This window comes from Candidatus Frankia nodulisporulans, assembly GCF_902806475.1.
Taxonomy (GTDB): domain Bacteria; phylum Actinomycetota; class Actinomycetes; order Frankiales; family Frankiaceae; genus Frankia; species Frankia umida.
Map to the genome: position 1 here is coordinate 12,719 of NZ_CADCWS010000026.1, position 17,054 is coordinate 29,772.

At 72.3% G+C, this 17,054-nt stretch carries 10 protein-coding genes; 9 read left to right on the forward strand and 1 reads right to left on the reverse strand.

Annotated elements, in window-relative coordinates; translation table 11 throughout:
- Positions 1-71: 71 nt before the first annotated feature.
- The gene (locus tag G6R24_RS04885; protein WP_163547966.1) at positions 72-1,499 is read left to right on the forward strand and encodes an MFS transporter; all 1,428 of its coding nucleotides are present in this window, start codon (positions 72-74) and stop codon (positions 1,497-1,499) included.
- Between the two features lie 33 nt (positions 1,500-1,532).
- Here G6R24_RS04885 and G6R24_RS04890 read toward each other — a convergent pair whose 3' ends face one another.
- Positions 1,533-3,014 carry a CCA tRNA nucleotidyltransferase gene (locus G6R24_RS04890; protein WP_163547975.1) on the reverse strand — a complete coding sequence of 494 codons (1,482 nt, stop codon included), beginning with the start codon at positions 3,012-3,014 and terminating at the stop codon, positions 1,533-1,535.
- A gap of 110 nt (positions 3,015-3,124) precedes the next feature.
- Between G6R24_RS04890 and G6R24_RS04895 the strand changes: the two genes are divergently transcribed.
- The 8 genes from G6R24_RS04895 (at position 3,125) to G6R24_RS04930 (ending at position 16,701) form a co-directional block, all read left to right on the forward strand.
- The gene (locus G6R24_RS04895) at positions 3,125-3,595 is read left to right on the forward strand and encodes an NUDIX hydrolase (protein WP_175084925.1); all 471 of its coding nucleotides are present in this window, start codon (positions 3,125-3,127) and stop codon (positions 3,593-3,595) included.
- Positions 3,592-6,372: a DUF6049 family protein gene (locus G6R24_RS04900; protein ID WP_225438129.1), complete on the forward strand. Its 2,781-nt coding sequence runs from the start codon at positions 3,592-3,594 to the stop codon at positions 6,370-6,372. The genes G6R24_RS04895 and G6R24_RS04900 overlap by 4 nt, the downstream gene beginning before the upstream one ends.
- Positions 6,373-7,412: 1,040 nt before the next feature.
- Positions 7,413-9,371, forward strand: a complete 1,959-nt coding sequence (murJ, locus tag G6R24_RS04905; protein WP_163547968.1) for a murein biosynthesis integral membrane protein MurJ — start codon at positions 7,413-7,415, stop codon at positions 9,369-9,371.
- Positions 9,372-9,733: 362 nt separating this feature from the next.
- Complete coding sequence (locus G6R24_RS04910; RefSeq protein WP_163547969.1) at positions 9,734-11,707, forward strand: protein kinase family protein; 1,974 nt, start codon at positions 9,734-9,736, stop codon at positions 11,705-11,707.
- Between the two features lie 279 nt (positions 11,708-11,986).
- Positions 11,987-13,279 carry an anti-sigma factor family protein gene (locus tag G6R24_RS04915; protein ID WP_225438130.1) on the forward strand — a complete coding sequence of 431 codons (1,293 nt, stop codon included), beginning with the start codon at positions 11,987-11,989 and terminating at the stop codon, positions 13,277-13,279.
- Between the two features lie 215 nt (positions 13,280-13,494).
- Positions 13,495-14,565: a thioredoxin-disulfide reductase gene (trxB, locus tag G6R24_RS04920; protein ID WP_163547970.1), complete on the forward strand. Its 1,071-nt coding sequence runs from the start codon at positions 13,495-13,497 to the stop codon at positions 14,563-14,565.
- A gap of 121 nt (positions 14,566-14,686) precedes the next feature.
- On the forward strand, positions 14,687-15,013 hold the full coding sequence (gene trxA / locus G6R24_RS04925; protein ID WP_163547971.1) for a thioredoxin: 327 nt from the start codon (positions 14,687-14,689) through the stop codon (positions 15,011-15,013).
- A 335-nt stretch (positions 15,014-15,348) separates the two neighbouring features.
- On the forward strand, positions 15,349-16,701 hold the full coding sequence (locus tag G6R24_RS04930; RefSeq protein ID WP_163547972.1) for an N-acetylmuramoyl-L-alanine amidase: 1,353 nt from the start codon (positions 15,349-15,351) through the stop codon (positions 16,699-16,701).
- Positions 16,702-17,054: the final 353 nt, after the last annotated feature.

Below are 17,054 nucleotides of genomic sequence, written 5' to 3' on the forward strand. Positions count from 1 at the left end.
TCACACGGATCCCGACCCGGGTGCGGGACAGTGCCGCCCGCGTTGTTCGTGGGGGCCCTAGGCTGACGGATGTGGGATGGTCGGCGAACCTCCGGGCGTTGCTCGGTGACCGTGGGTTCCGGATGCTGTACGCGGCCCGGCTCACCTCCCAGGCGGCGGACGGTGTCTTCCAGGCCAGCCTGGTCAGCTATGTGTTGTTCTCCCCCGAACGGGCCACGTCCGCGGGGGCGCTGGCCGCCTCGCTCGCGGTCGTGGTGCTGCCCTTCAGCGTCGTCGGCCCGTTCGCCGGCATCGTGCTGGACCGCGTCTCCCGCCAGCGGGTGCTGGTCGTCTGCTCCCTGGTCCGGATGCTGCTGATGGCCATCCTGGTGGCGCTGATCGCGTTCGGCCACACCGGGGCCGACTTCTACGTGGTGGCCCTGGCCTCGGTCAGCGTCAACCGGTTCGTCCTGTCCGCGCTGTCGGCGGGGCTGCCCGTCGTCGTGGGCCTCGACCGGCTGGTCGGGGCGAACGCGCTGTCGGTCACCTCCGGCACGATCGCGACGCTCGTCGGCGCGGGTATCGGCAGTGGCCTGCGTGGCCTCGCCGGCGGGGACGACTCCGCGGTGGCGCTGGTGGCGGGCCTGGCCGGCCTCGCCTATCTGCTGGCCGCGACGACCGCGGGCCGCTCGTCACGCACGGCGTTCGGCCCCATGGTCACCGTCGGCTGGCAGGGCGCCTGGCGGCAGACCGGCGTCGTCCTCGCGGACCTCGCCGACGGTGCGCGCTACCTGGCAGGTCATGGTCCGGCCCGCCGGGCGCTCAGCGCGCTGACCGCCTCCCGGGCCGCCTACGGCCTGGTGCTCGTCATGACAGTGCTGCTCTACCGCAACCACTTCACCGGGGACACCGGCGGACTACCCGGGCTCGCCGCGGTCGTCGCCGCCAGCGGTGTCGGCACCATCACCGCGGCCGTGGTGACCCCACGGGCCACCGCCCGGATGCCGAAGTCGAGCTGGCTGTCGCTGTCGCTGGTGTTCGGCGGGATCGTCGAGATCGTGTTCGGGCTGTCGTTCTCCTCGGTGCCGCTCATCATCGCCGGCGCGCTGATCGGGTTCTCCGCCCAGGCCAGCAAGATCTGTGTGGACACCATCGTCCAGGAGCAGACCGCCGATGCCTACCGCGGCCGCGCGTTCTCCCTCTACGACCTGCTGTTCAACGTCGCGTTCGTGGCCGCGGCGGCCGTCGCCGCCATCCTGCTGCCCGACGACGGGCGCTCGCCCGCCGTGGTCGTCATCGCCGGCGCGGGCTACGCCCTGTCCGGGCTGGTCTACCACCGGGTGACCCGCCGCTACCCCGAGGAGCAGGTCATCCACGCCGTCGGCGCGCCGCCACCGGCACCGGCGGTGGCGGCGGTGCCACCCGCCCAGACCGGTCCTCAGGCCAGCGCTCAGACCGGCCCCCAGACCACCCAGACCGGCCCCCCGCTCGCCCAAGGCCGCATCCAGGGCCAGGCCTAGGCCTAGGCCCGAACCGGGCCCCGGCACGCCCGACTACTCCTGCTCGCCCGGGATCGCCACCTCGTGCTCCCGCGCCCAGCGCAGCAGCTCGGCCTCGGCGGCCTCCCGTCCGACCAGACCGCATTCGAAGCGGAACTCCAGCATGTGCGCGCGGGCCTGGCCCACCAGCCGGGACGGGGACAGCCCGAGCAGGGCCATGATGTCGTCCCCGGACAGCTCCGGACGGATCGAGGCGATCTCCTCGCGCGCGGAGAGGTCGGCGATCCGCTCCTCGAGGGAGTCGTAGGTACGGGCCAACGCCGCCGCCTTGCGCCGGTTACGGGTGGTGCAGTCCGACCGCACCAGCTTGTGCAGCTGGCCCAGCAGGGGCCCGGCGTCGTGCACGTACCGGCGCACGGCCGCGTCCGTCCAGTCGCCGCTGCCGTAGCCGTGGAAGCGCAGGTGCAGGTAGACCAGCTGGCAGATCGCGTCGGTGACGTCCTTGGGGAAGTGCAGCGCGGCGAGCCGGCGCCGCGCCATGTCCCGCCCGACGACCTCGTGGTGGTGGAACGACACCCGTCCACCCGGGATGTGTTTGCGGGTGCGCGGCTTGCCGATGTCGTGCAGCAGCGCCGACCAGCGCAGCACCTCGTCCGGCGCACCGGGTTCCTCGCACGTCATCGCCTGACGCAGCACCGTCATCGTGTGCGCGTAGACGTCCTTGTGCTGGTGATGCTCGTCGATCTCCATCCGCATCGCCGCCACCTCGGGCAGGACGATCTCGGCGATCCCGACCTCGACCAGCCGCTCGAGCCCGGCCACCGGGTCGGCGGCGACGATGAGCTTGCGCAGCTCGTCCCGGATTCGTTCGGGGGAGACGATCGTGAGCCGCTGCGCCCGCGACCGCATCGCCTCGACCAGCTCCGGCCCCGGGGTCAACCCCAGCACCGCCTCGAACCGCGCGGCCCGCAGAATCCGCAGCGGGTCGTCGTCGAAGGACGCCTCCGGGCTCGCCGGGGTGCGCAGCACGCCACGGGCGAGGTCGGCCATCCCGCCGAACAGGTCGACGAAGTCGTGCTCCGGGACGGAGACCGCCATCGCGTTGACGGTGAAGTCCCGCCGCGACAGGTCCGCCTCCAGGCTGTCGCCGTAGCTGACCTGCGGGTTGCGGGAGGTGCGGTCGTACGCCTCACTGCGGTAGGTGGTGATCTCGAAGCGCAGGCCGCGGCGGGCCAGGCCCACCGTGCCGAAGGCGATCCCCGCGCTCCAGGTCGCCTCCGCCCACCCGCGGGTGATCTCCAGCACCCGCTCCGGGCGTGCGTCGGTGGCGAAGTCGAGATCCGCCGGGACCTTGGCGGCCACGCCCTCGGCACTGGTGCGGCCCAGCAGGGCGTCGCGCACCGAACCACCGACGAGATGCAGCCGGTGGCCATGATCGGCAAATATCCGCCCGAGCTCGTCGGCGGCCGGCGGCACCCTCAGCAGCTCACTCACCACCCGTTCGGCCGAGTCCCGCGGGTTGTCCAGACTGATCACTGACACCCCATCAGATTACGGGGTCCACCGCGGTGCGCCTGGTACGCGAAAGGTGGACGCCTCGGGCACTCGCCCCGGCTCGGCGGCACCGGCCTCGTACGATCAAACGCATGCCGCCGTCGCGTTCCGCCCCCGGCCGCACTCGGCTGCGCCGGGTGGAGGAGACCTCCGCGGGCGGCCTTATCCTCGACCAGCGGTCGGCCAACGCCTATGCCGCGCTGATCGGCCGCCTCGACCGATCCGGGCGGATGCTGTGGTCGCTGCCCAAAGGACACATCGAGGCTGGTGAGACAGCCGAACAGGCCGCCGTGCGGGAGGTCGGGGAGGAGACGGGCCTGACCGGCCGCATCCTCGGACGCCTCGGCACGATCGACTTCTGGTTCGTCGCCGGAGGGGCACGCATCCACAAGACCGTGCACCACTTCCTGCTGGTTCACCTGTTCGGCTCGCTGTCGGACACCGACGTCGAGGTCGACGCGGTCACCTGGGTACCCCTGATCGAGGTCGCCGACCGGCTCGCCTACGCCGACGAGCGCCGCCTGCTGGACGAGGTGCCCATCGTGCTGGCCGCGACGGCATGACCCGCGGCACGACGGCCCCTGCGCCGGGTCCCGAGCCATCCGGCGACGGTCGGGCATCGGGTGCCGGCCAAGCCGGGTGGACGGCGAACGCCAGCCGGGCCGGGCGGGGTCGGGCGGGGCACCGGCTGGTGCTCGCGCTCGCCGTGCTCGTCCTCGTCGTCCTGGTGGAGCTGCTGCCCGGGTCGGCGGCCACCGCCGATCCGACTCATCCGACCGACGGCCCCGATTCATCCACAGGAATCTCGGGGCTGTCCACACCTTCGTCCACAGGACGATCCGGCTCATCGACCTCGGCCGTGCCGATCGCGACAACGATCACCTCGTCGTCGTCCTCCGATCCGGCCGGCCCGATCACGGTCACCATCACGGAGGTGACGCAACCGGTCGCCGGTGGCTCCACCGTCGCGGTGTCCGGCACCCTCTCCACGTCGTCCACGGAGCCGATCAGCGACCTGTGGATGAGCATCTCCCTCAGCACCGCGGTGCAGTCCCGCGGCCAGTTGGCCACCCTCGCCGGCGACGCCCGCGCGGCCGCCGGGCACAGCCGGTACGAGAAGCTGAGGCTGCCCAACGGCGAGACCACCCAGTCGCTGACCGACCCGCCCGTGCGGGGAGCGAGCCCGGTGCCCTTCCAGATCACCGGTGATCTGGGCACCACGGCGGCCACGAACATCGGGGTGTACCCCCTGCAGATCAGGGTCTCGAGCCTGGTGGGCGCGCGAACGGTGACCGCCGCGGCCTACTCCTTCGTCGTGCGTTCGCGGCCCACCGCGGTGCGCACCCCGGTCGCGGTCGTACTACCGATCGCCGACCGCCCCCGGCTGCGCTCGGACGGCCTGCTCACCGACAACCAGCTCGCCACCGATGTGAGCCCGACCGGCCGGCTGTCCCGGCTGCTGGACGCGGCCACCGCCCACCCGCCGGTCACCCTCGCCGTCGATCCGACGCTGGTCCAGGAACTCATGCTGATGAGCCGTTCGCAGGGGTACGCGTACGCCAGCCCCGGCTCCACCTCCGGCGTCACGGCGAGGACCAACGGCGACGCGAGCTACTTCCTGCGCCGGCTGGCCGACTACGCGGCCGCCGGCGGCTCGGTGATCGCGCTGCCCTACGGCGACGCGGACCTGGCCGCCCTCGTCCACGCCCGGAAGCTGGACATCGTGAACTACGCCGTCAAGACTGGCGAGACCGTGGTGGCCGAACTCGTGTCCCGGCAGCCGCAGGCGGCCGGTGCCGTCACCTACCCGGTGAACGGCCAGGCCGACTCCCAGACCGTGGACGTGCTGGGCCAGCTGAAGGCGGGCACCGTGCTGCTCGATGACCGGGAGTTCCCCCTCGTCGCCGGGCGCAGATACACCCCGGCCGCCGCCGTCACCGTCACGACCTCCGCCGGCCCCGTCCGCGCGCTGCGCGCCGACCACACCCTGACCACGCTCGCCGGCGCCTACACCGCGAGCACCGTCGACCCGACCGCCGGCGCGCAGCTCGCCCGCTTCGCCGCCGAACTCGGCATGATCTCCGCGGAGAACCCGACCCCGCGCCCCCAGGTGCTGATCCTGCCGCGGGACTGGAACGCCCCCGGCACCTGGGCCGAGCAGGTCCTCGGCGCCGTGACCAGCGCCGCCACCGCGCCGACCACGCTGGACGACCCCGCCTTCACCCCCACCGCCCAGGCCGTCCTGCCGGTCTCCCGGCTCGTCTACTCCGCGGATGCCCGTAGCGCCGAACTGTCCGCGAGCTACCTGGACTCGGTCAGCACCGTCTGGTCGCAGGCCCAGGCGCTCGGACCCGTGCTCTGCGCCCCACCCAGGGCGACGTCCACCTGCGTCGAGCGGGAGATCAACCCGATGACCAACGCGCTCGTCACAGCGAGCTCCGTGTGGTGGCGTGGGGCGGGCAGAGTGGACGGCGTGTCCCTGAGCCAACAGGTGGACGGTGACGTCAGCGCCATCCGCAACGGCATTCGGGTCGTCGCCTCCCGCAGCGTCAATCTGACCAGCCGGCACGGCCTCGTCCCCCTCACCCTGGAGAACACCACCCAGCGTGAGGTGACCGTCGTGCTGATGTTCTCCTCGACCAACCGGGCGCGGCTGCGTTCACCCGTGCGGCAGGTCCGCGTGCTGCCACCCGGGCAGAAGGCGCAGATCGAGTTCGAGGTGGACGCCGAGGGAGCGGGCACGTTCCTGCTGGAGATCGATCGACGCAACCTCGATGGCCAGCGACTGTCCACCGAGCCGCCGACCCGGGTCCTGGTGCGCTCCACCGTGTACGGCGCGATCGCCACCGGCATCACGTTCGTCGCGATCGGCCTGCTGGGCCTGGCCGTCCTGTTGCGCTTCGCCCGCCGCCTGCGCCCCAGCGCGCGCCGCCACCGACCGGACCCCACACCGGACGCCTCCCTGCCGCCCCATGACCCGTACGATCCGGTCGACTCGCCGCCGCCGGCCGACCAGTACCGGCCCGCCGACCAGAATCCACCGGCCGATCGGCACCACCCGGTCGGACGGCACGATCCGGCCCCCACGGACGAGTGGGCCCCCGCGTACCCCGCTCCCGCGGGGTACGACCCGGGTCATGGGTACAGCACGACGCGGCTGGACGGCCCCGAACCCGGCCACGTCCCCACGGGCGGCCCGGCCCAGCCGGCCCGGGACGTCGACCCCCGCCGCGAACTTCGGCCGGCCCACCACGGTGGCCCGGCTCCGGTGAACCCCATCGATCAGCCCTATGACCGGTCGGCCGCTCCCCCGCCCCGTCACCAGCGGAGCGACCCGTGACCACCCCCGAGGACGATCCCCGGCCGGACGCCCGGTCAGGCCCACCGTCCGGCCCCCGGCACCGACGGGGCAACACGGCCCCCGGCCGCGCCCGTACCGCCCCGGACGGCCACCGTGCGCCCGACCACGACCCGTCGGATCGCGGCGACCGGCCCGGCCGGTACACCGACCCCGCCCGCTACGCCGATCCCGCCGGCTACGCCGAACCTGCTGCATACGCCGAACCTGCTGCATACGCCGAACCTGCTGCATACGCCGAACCTGCTGCATACGCCGAACCTGCTGCATACGGCGACCTCGGTGGATACGGCGAACCTGGCGGATATGGCGGGCACGGCGAGACGCGCCGGTACGACCGGGAGCCCACCCCGCCGCCCGGCTACGACCCTCCGCGCCGACCCGGCGACGACGTCGAACCCGAACACTGGTCGGGCGCGCGCGATGACGCCGGGCGTGCTGACGCTGATCCCTGGGTCGGCGCGGGCAACACGACCCGGCGGCTACCGACCCCGCCCCGCACCCCCCCGCCCAGTGTGCCGCCGTCGTCGGAGACAGGGCTGATCCGGCCGGGTTCAGGGCTACCTGGCACCTCGCGGCCGGAACACGGACCGCCCGGCCCACCACCACCGGCCTCCAACCTGCCCGCGACCGAGCAGCCGGACCGCGGCGGACGTCCCCGGCGGCCTCCCGTCGAGCGTCGCCGCCCCTCACTCGGCGAGTCGCGCCCCACCGTGGCGCTGCCGCGCAGCAACGTACGACGCATCCCGCCGAACCACCCGGACCGGGAGGATCGGCGGGGGAGTGACCCACAGTCGACCGGCTGGCGGGAGTCGCGGGACGGCCAGCCACAACCGCGGCGGCCGCACCAGGACCCCCGTCCACAGCCCGACCGACGCGACAGGCGCGGCGTCGAGGGTCGCGGCCGACCCGACCGCGACCGGCCTGACCGGCCTGACCGGCCTGACCGGCCTGAACGCGACCGGCCCGAGCGACGCGACAGGCGCGGTGTCGACGACGTCAGCGGCGGTTCCCGCGTCCGCATGCCCACTCCCCGCGACCAGGGCCGTCCTGACGACCGCGCCGACCCACGGGACCGGCCCCGGCGGCGCCCGTCGCGGGAGGCCGACGCGGCGTCGACGGCGCTGCTGGGACGTTCCGGCGCCCCGCCGACCTCGGCGACCGTGCGCGGCCGACGCGGCCGTGCGAACGAGCCGGCGGGACGGTCACCGCGGTCGGCCCGCGAGTCCGCGCCCCCTCAGCCGTCCAGAACAGCCGCGGCCGCGAGCCGGACCGGCACCGGCCGCGGGACGAGCAAGCAGGGCAAGGCCGGGCCAAGCCTCGGCCAGGCCAGCGGGATCATGGCGATCGGCACGATCGCCTCCAGAGCCTCGGGTTTCCTGCGCACGGTCGCCATCGCCGCCGCGATCGGTACCGGCTCGGTCGGCGACGCCTACAACGTCGCCAACACCACCCCGAACATCCTGTACGACCTGCTCCTGGGTGGGATTCTGACCAGCGTCGTCGTCCCGGTGATGGTGCGCGCGGCGAAGGAGGACCCGGACGGCGGGGACTCGTTCGCGTCCTCGCTGCTCACCCTCATGATCCTCGGGCTTGGGGTCGCGACCCTGATCGGCATGGTGGCGGCGCCCTGGATCACCGACGCCTACCTGGACGCGAACCCGGCCGAGCAGGCGCTGGCCACCGACCTGCTGCGCTGGTTCCTGCCCCAGATCGTGTTCTACGGGATCGGGGCGACCATCGGGGCGATCCTCAACGTCCGGCGTTCGTTCGCCGCGCCCATGTTCGCGCCGATTCTGAACAACGTGCTGGTCATCGCGACCTGCGTGACGTTCATCTACTTCGTGTCCGGTCCGCGCCCACCCGGGGTGAACGGTCCGAAGCAGATCACCGACACCCAGATCACCGTGCTCGCCGGCGGCACCACACTCGGCGTGGTCGCGATGACCCTCGCGCTGCTCCCCGCGCTGCGCAAGGTCGGTTTCCGGTATCGGCCGCGTCTGGACCTGCGGCATCCGGAGCTGCGTTCGGCGGCCCGGCTCGCCGCGTGGACGCTGCTGTTCGTCGTGGTCAGCCAGGCCGGCTACCTGGTGATCGTCAACCTGTCGACGGCGTCGACCGCGTATACGATCTACACCTACGGCTACCAGATCTTCCAGCTCCCCTACGCGATCATCGGCGTTTCGGTGATCACGGCGCTGCTGCCCCGGATGAGCGGGCATGCCGCGCAGGACCGCCGGGATCTGGTCCGCGCCGACATCTCCACCGCGACCCGGGTCGCGGCCACGGCGATCGTCCCGGCGGCGCTGTTCCTGCTGGCCCTGGGACGGCCGATCGCGGTGACGGTGTTCCACCACGGCGCGGTGAGCTACGACGACGCGATCGCCATCGGCGACACGCTGAGCGCGTTCGCCCTGGCTCTGGTGCCGTTCTCGCTGTTCCAGGTGCAGCTGCGGGCCTTCTACGCCTACCAGGACAGCCGGACCCCGGCGCTGGTCAACATGGGCGTGGTCGCGGTGAACGTGCTCGGCGCCCTGATTCTCACGGTGGCGGTGCCCGAGAAGCACCGTGCACCCGCCCTCGCCCTGGCCTTCGCGGCCGCCTACCTGGTCGGCCTCGCGGCGGCGACGACCCTGCTGCGCAGGCGTCTCGGTGGGATCGACGGCAACCGCACCGCCCGGGTGATCACGCAGGTGGCGGTCGCCGCCGGGCTCGGGGCGGTACTGGCGTCGCTGGTGGCCCGGGGTATCCGCGGTGTCATCGGCGACGGCTGGGCGCCCTCGGGCCTCGCCGTGATCGTCGCCTGCACGCTCGGTGGCGCGCTGTTCCTCGCCGCCGCCGTGCGGATGAACATCCACGAGGTCAACGCCCTGCTGGCGGTCGTCCGTTCACGCCTGCGACCGCGCCGATCCGGCGGTCGCTCCGGCGGTCAAACCGCCGGTGGCCAGCAGCGGCGACGCGGCGGGAGCACTCCCCGATGACACCGGTGCCGCTCGGTACTGGCACCATCGGGCCGAACGGGCGTGGCCGGGCGGATCGGACCTGATCGGTCCCACCCGTCACACCCGGTACACAAGGGCGAGTTGTCCCAAGACATGCGCGAGATCCTCCGGCCATCCTCGTACACTGGACACGCTGTGCGCGGGCCCCGCCCAACGTCGCCGGTGAACCAGGCGCAGCGTCCCGCCGGTAGCGTCGGTGGCGCCGCGAGGTGTGCCGCGCGGCGAGAAGCTGCGGGCGCTTTGCCCACGGTTGCGGCACTCTGGGCGGAACCCTGCCCGGGTGAGGTAGGGAAGCCCGACACCGGAATGTCCTCGTCGGGCCCGTGGACGACGGAGGCGCTGTGGTCGACGGAAGCAACCGACCTCAGGTCGGGGACGTCGACGACGGCCTGGCCACCAGCATCTCCGGCCCGCTCGGGGCCAGCACACCGGCGGGCACCGCGGTGCTCGCCGAGACCGTCCTGGACCGCCGCTACCGGCTGATGTCCGCGCTCACCACCCGCGGCCCGGTCACCCTGTGGCGGGGGGACGACAACGTGCTCACCCGGCCGGTCGCGGTGCGCATCGTCGAACACGACCAGCTCGCACCGGGCGACGCGCCCCCCGGTGCCGATCACGAGCAGGCCGCTCGCTGGTTGCTCGCCGCGGCCATCAACTCCGGTCGGCTGGTGCATCCGGGGGCGGCGTCCACCTACGACGCCACCACGACGACCTCCGGGTCCCGGCGCATCTCCTACGTCGTCTCCGAATGGGTGGACGGGCGGACGCTGCGGCAGCTGACCGCGCAGGGCCCGCTGCGCCCGGAGCAGGCCGGCGCCGTGGTGCTCGCCGCCGCCCGGGTGATCGCCGCCGCCCACGAGCGCGGCATCCACCACGGCGACCTCAACCCCGGCGACGTCATCGTCTCCAGCCACGGCACCGTCAAGATCATCGATCTGGAGATCGGGGGAGTGCTCGCCCAGCTCGAACGGGCCGGGCGGCCCTCGTCCAACGGCGATCACGCGGCGGCCCTCGAGGCTGGCGAGGCATCCGATCCGGAGGCCACCCAGGTGTCGGGCGCCCTCGGCCCGGACGGACCCGCCGAGGCCGCGGCGTCCGACCTGCGCGCCCTGGGTGGTCTGCTGTACGCGGGGCTGACCGGCCACTGGCCGCTGGGCAACGACCCGAGTCTGCCGGGGGCGCCGCTGTCCGGCGGCCGGCTGCGCACCCCCCGCCAGCTCACCCACACCGTCCCCCGCGATCTGGACGCCATCACCATGGCGGCGCTGGGGGACGACCGGGCCGGCGAGCCGATCACCACCGCGGCGGAGCTGGTCGAGGAGCTGGAGTCGATCAACCCGGTCGACGCCGTGCTCGACACCGGCCTGATGAGCCTCGGCGACGCCCCGCCCAACACCGAGGCGATGGATGTCGACTCCTACGACTCCACCGGCTACCAGTCGGCGAACTACCCGTCGCAGAACCGCTACGCCGACACCACCGACTACCCGGGGCCCGGCCAGGACGGCCGGGGTGGGCGCTATGACGACCGCGGCGGCTACCGGGACGGCTCCCGCGGCGGGTTCGACACCCGCGGCGGCTACAACGAGCAGGGCTATCCGCCCGGGCGGGGCGGCTACCCGCCCAACGACCGCCAGGGCTCCGGCCCGGGGCGTGACCGTGGGGGTCACTCCACCCGGGGTCCCGGCCGGTCAGGCTCGTCGCTGACCCGGCTGCTCCCCTGGATCGCGCTCGTCGTCATCCTGATCGTGATCACCGTGGTGGCAGTGGTCGCGCTCAACGATGACAACGGCAAGGGCGGCCAGGCCTCCCCCACCTCGACCGCGCCAGGCCAGCTCGCCCCGACCGGGGATCTGATCAGGCCTGCGGTCGTCGACTCGTTCGATCCGAACTCCCAGGGACGCGACAAGACGGAGAAGCCGGGCGAGGTGGGGAACGCCACCGACGGCAACAAGGCGACCGTCTGGCACACCGAGAGCTACGTGTCCGCGCAGTTCGGTGGGCTCAAGCCCGGGGTGGGCCTGCGCTTCGACTTCGGCCAGGCGATCACACCGAGCAATGTGACGGTGCAGGTCGGCCCGGAGGGCCCGGTGTCGTTCGAGCTGCGCAGCGCGTCGGCCCAGTCCGACTCGATCGAGGGCTACCAGACCGTCGTGTCGCACTCCGCCTCCGCCTCCGATAGCAGTGGCATGGTGCAGCTGCCGATGCCCTCCGACCTCAAGCCGGCCCGGTACTGGGTGCTCTGGCTGACCGCCCTTCCCGCCGTCGACGGCGGGTACCGAGGCTCGATCGCGGAGATCGCCTTCCACTCCTAGCCGCCTGCTCCGGCTCCTGTTCCCGGCTCGCTGGTAGTCCTGTTCTCCCGGCCGCCGCCTGGCCGTTTCCCGCCTGCCGCTTGGCCGTTCGCCGCCCGACGGCTGGCCCTTCGCCGCGCCGTCCCGTGTCCTGTGCGCTGCCCGGATGGGCGGCTTCGAGCCGCGCCGAACATGGGACGACCGGACGGACCGGGGAACCCGGGAGCGTCGTCCACCGTCTGGAAGGAAGGGGCAGCATGGCGCGGAGGGGTCCGCGGCCGGAGGAGGTGATCGTTGGTGGTGACGGATTCACAGGACGACCGGCCCCGGGCCGAGCCGGACCGGGCGGCGTTCTCCCTGGGTCGTCCGCTGGCCCGCCGCGGTCGCGGCACCGACCGGCATCCGGATGTGGAGCTGCTCGACGCGCTCGCCGGCGGCGAGCCGGTTGCCCGCTCGGCCCGCGAACACATCGACGCCTGCCCAGCCTGCCGCGAGTCAGTGGCCGCGCTGCGTCGGGTCCGGGCCGAACTGTCCCAGCTCGCGGGGCTGACGATGCCCGGGGATGTCGCCGAGCGGATTCAGGCCACCCTCGCCCATCGTCTGCACACCTCGGTGCCACCCGTGCCGGAGCCATCGGCGCCGACCGACGCGCGGTCCTGGCCGCCGGCCTCCCACCCGGCGAGCGAACACCACGCCGCACAGGTCCCGATGCCGGCTCCGCCGTTGGACACACCCGATCCCGCCTCAGGCACCTCTGGGCCGGCTCCCGCCCGCCCCCTGGATCCGGCGGAGCCGTCCACCCCGCACCGGGCGCCCCACACCGCCCGCCCGGTGCGGACCCGAACCGGGCCGAAATATGCGCCGCACCGGCCGGCCGGCCGGCGAGGCCCTGGCCGCCGGGCGGGCCTGCTGTGCGACCCGGCCTCCGGCCGACGTGACTGGATCTCCATCGCGGCGGTCTGCGTCGCTTTCGTCACCTTCAGCGCAGCCCTGTTTGCTCTGCGTGATCTGCGCGGCGGCACCACCTCGACGCTTCCCGAGGCCCGGGCCGCGCAGGAGCCAGGCGCCGACGCGGCGGCACCACCGATGACGATGGTGGCCAACAGCCACGTGGCCGTGCTGCCCACCACCATCGTGCCTCACGGCGAAGCTCTGCTCGATGGCGGCATCACCGGTTCGATGGCCCTCGCCATGGGGCTGACCAGGGTGCCGACCATCGGCTCCGCCGCCCAGGCCGCGCGCGCCGGGGTCGCCGACCCGCCGCTGGGAGTCCTCCGTTCCGGGCCCGGCAGCGGTGCGCCCGGAGTCAACGCCACCGGTGTGCGGGTGCTGGCCACCACCGCCGCAGGTCGGCTGCGCGCGCTGCTGGACACCCCCGATCTACGCACCTGCTACCAGAGCCTGCTGGCCCAGACGGGCGGGTCCATCCTCGGGATCGATCTGGTCCGCTACAACGGCCAGGCCGCCCTGCTGATCGTGCTGTCGGTCCCGAGCCAGCCTTCGCTGGGACGGCTGCTCGTGGTCGATGCCAGCTGCGGAATGACCCGTTCGTCGACAGCGCCGCTTTACAGTGTGATCGCCAAGCGCGAATAGCGTGGTGTCGATCACAGGCCTGCGCTGCGCGTGCGCCACCCGCGGGTAGACGATGGAATCAGATGCCGTGCAAGTCCGTTGTCGCTGTGGGACGCGGTCTCGCCGGACCAGGCCACCGACCGGTTCCCGAGAGACGACCGTGGCCGGTTGGCCTCGACGGGAGCTGGTGGTTCGCCCCGGGCCCACCGGGATCACGCAGTGTGAGAGGAGCGGGTGTGACAGCCCAGCAGCAGGTCCAGAACGTCGGCAGCCAAGGCGGAGAGGCATCCGCCGACGACGTGCGCGATGTCATCATCGTCGGGTCGGGGCCGGCGGGGTACACGGCCGCGATCTACACGGCCCGAGCCAACCTGCGGCCGCTCGTGTTCGAGGGCGCGATCACCGCTGGCGGTGCGCTGATGAACACCACCGAGGTGGAGAACTTCCCGGGTTTCCCGGAGGGCATCCAGGGCCCCGAGCTGATGGAAAGCCTGCGCAAGCAGGCCGAGCGGTTCGGCGCGGAGCTCGTGCCGGACGACGTCACCGAGGTTGACCTCGCCGCCACCCCGAAGATCGTCAAGGTGGAGGACCAGGTCTTCCGGGCCAGGACGGTCATCGTCGCCACCGGATCGGCCTACCGCAAGCTCGGCGTGCCGGACGAGGACCGCCTGCTCGGCCGCGGCGTGTCGGCCTGCGCGACCTGCGACGGCTTCTTCTTCCGCGACCAGGACATCGCGGTCGTCGGCGGTGGCGACTCGGCGATGGAGGAGGCGACCTTCCTGACCCGTTTCGCCCGCTCGGTGACGGTGATCCACCGGCGGGACAAGCTGCGGGCCAGCGCCATCATGCAGGAGCGCGCCTTCGCCAACGACAAGATCCGCTTCCGGTGGAACTCCGAGGTCACCGAACTGCTCGGCGCCGACAAGCTCACCGGCGTCCGCCTGCGCGACACCGTCACCGGCGAAACCGACGAACTTCCCCTGACCGGCCTGTTCGTCGCTATCGGTCACGACCCGCGCACAGAACTCGTGCGTGGGCAGCTTGACCTGGACGGCGACGGCTATGTCCAGGTCGCCCACCCCACCACCCACACCAACGTGGATGGCGTGTTCGCCTGCGGCGACGTTGTCGACCACACCTACCGACAGGCGATCACCGCGGCCGGGACCGGCTGCTCGGCCGCCCTCGACGCCGAGCGCTTCGTCGCCGCCAGCGAGGGTCCGACCGAAAGCGCCGCGACCGCTTCCGCGGTGGCCGAGGTCCCCAGCGCGGCAGCGCCCCGCGCCCCGCAGTCCCAGCCGGCCTGACAGACCCGTCCCACGTCCCGCCGCCCCACCCCGACCCGCGTTCTGCCCCACCATCGCACTCAGCACCACGCGAGCCACACCACCACCACCACGTTCACCAGAATCAGCAGGGAGATCAATAATGGCAGGCAGTACCGTTGTTGTCACTGACAACACCTTCGCGAGCGAGGTTCTCAAGAGCGAACTCCCGGTTCTGGTGGACTTCTGGGCCGAGTGGTGCGGTCCGTGCAAGATGGTCGCCCCGGTCCTCGAGGAGATCGCCAAGGAGCACGGCGACAAGCTGCGCATCGTCAAGCTCAACATCGACGAGAACCCGCAGACCGCGCGGAACTACCAGATCATGTCGATCCCGACCATGGCCGTCTTCGTGAAGGGCGAGGTCGACAAGAGCATCGTCGGCGCGAAGCCGAAGGCCGCGCTGCTGCGCGATCTCTCCGAGTACATCTGACCTACCGGCGCGCCGCGGGACCAGCGCCCCCGAGCAGGGGCTCTCCCGCGCGCGTCGCGCTTCATCGACGGCCCGCCGTGCCTCACCGCCGGCGGGCCGTCGGCGTTCACCGACATGGACGGCACCTTCACCGCCTCTCCGACACCCCGCCCGCACCGGTCAGTGTCGGAGGTTCCCCTTCCTGGCTGGTCGGGACCACATGGTCATGGCCTAGGCTTGAGATCCAGCAGATCCGGCATTCGTGGGTGGGGAGATCGGTCCATCGATGCGGTGGTTGCGAGCTGCGGTCTCATCCACATGCACGGTGAGGCGGCCGAGCTGAAGGGTTCATGGACGTGAAGCTGCTGCGGCTGGGAGACCAGGCTCCGATCATCGCCGAGGTTCGAGCGACCTTGACACACCTCGGATTTCTGCCGGCGACACCCCGACAGGCCGGTGGACCAGCGGTGGCCGGTGTTCTCCCCGGTGCTGCCGACCCAGGCTCATCGACCGACCCAGACTCATCGACCGACCCAGGCTCATCAACTGGCACGGTTCAGTCAGCTGGCGCGGTCCAGTCAGCTGGCGCGGTGCCGTCCGGCTCGGTGGCGCCTGCGGTACCCGTGGACCCGTCCACTGGCCAGCCGACCCCGCCGACGACGACAGCGTCACCCAACACCCCGCCCGACCAGTTCGATCGGACCCTCGACCGGGCGCTACGCGCCTTCCAGCAGAGCCGTGGTCTGTCCGTCGACGGCATCCTCGGTCCGGACAGCACCCGCGCGCTGGAGGAAGCCCGGCGCAACCTCGGCGACCGGCTGCTCTACCACAGCGCCGCGCACCCGTTTGTCGGTGACGATGTGGCGGCGCTCCAGGAGCGCCTGTCCAACATGGGATTCGATGTTGGGCGCACCGACGGAATCTTTGGCCCACGCACCGAAGGCGCGGTGCGCGACTTCCAGCGCAACCGGGGCCTCCAGCCCGACGGTCGGTGCGGCCCGCAGACCCTGGGCGAGCTGACCCGCCTACGTCGCACGGTGACCGGCGGCCGTCCGGATGTCCTACGGGAGTCCGTGCGCCTGCTCGCCCGTGGCTCGTCCCTGCTCGGTGTGGTCATCGCCCTGGATCCCGGCCACGGCGGCGACGACACCGGCATTGTCAGCAACGGGCTGTACGAGCGTGACCTCATGGCCGACCTGGCCGACCGGCTTTCGATCAGGCTCACCGACTCCGGCCTGGAGTCGGTCCTCATCCACGGTCCGGATGAATCCCTGACCGAACAGGAACGCGCGGTCCGTGCCAATTCCCTCGAGGCCGACCTGCTGATCTCCCTGCACACCGACGGCAGCGACTCACCGCAGGCCCAGGGCATCTCGGCCTACTACTACGGGACGACCCGCGGATCGTCGGCAGTCGGTGAGCGCTTCGCGCAGCTCGTTCAGCGTGAGATCGTTTCGCGCACCGACATGCTGGACTGCCGAACTCACCCCAAGGCCTGGGATCTACTCCGCCGGACCCGCATGCCCACCGTCCGGCTGGACCTCGGCTATCTCACCAACGAACATGACGCCCAGGCGCTCGGAAGCGCACAGTTCCGCGCCGCGGTAGCCGAGGCAGTCCTGGCCGCGACGCAGCGCCTGTTCCTTCCACCCGAGCTCGACGCGCCCACTGGTCAGCTCCACGTCCCCCGCGTCGCCGGCCGGGCCTGAACGACAACCGCGTCCGCACGCCCACCTCGCCCCAGACGTCCCCGCCCCGCTCGGCCCCACGCCGCTCAGGCCGCTCAGGCCGCTCCAGTCGGGCGACGTTCGGCCGGCCACGTTCCGGTCCCCCGCTCCATTCGGGCTCACAGCGGATCTCGTGCCGCCCTGGCTCTCGACACCCGAACTCATATCGCCGTATCTGCACCTGCTTCAGACCCCCGCGTCGGACGGACCGCCGCCAGATGGCCCACATCAGATCGCTTCGGTTGGACGGCCCGCGACGACTCGCTTCGGCCAGCCGGCCGCACCAGATAGCTCTGGGCAGGCGACCGCGTCGGACAGATCCAGTCGACTCGGAC

Excerpts from the sequence above, each read along its gene's own strand:
- G6R24_RS04895 (WP_175084925.1), top strand. The coding sequence starts at position 3,125 with ATGCCGCCGTCGCGTTCCGCCCCCGGCCGCACTCGGCTGCGCCGGGTG.
- G6R24_RS04900 (WP_225438129.1), top strand. The coding sequence starts at position 3,592 with ATGACCCGCGGCACGACGGCCCCTGCGCCGGGTCCCGAGCCATCCGGC.
- murJ (WP_163547968.1), top strand. The coding sequence starts at position 7,413 with ATGCCCACTCCCCGCGACCAGGGCCGTCCTGACGACCGCGCCGACCCA.
- trxA (WP_163547971.1), top strand. The coding sequence starts at position 14,687 with ATGGCAGGCAGTACCGTTGTTGTCACTGACAACACCTTCGCGAGCGAG.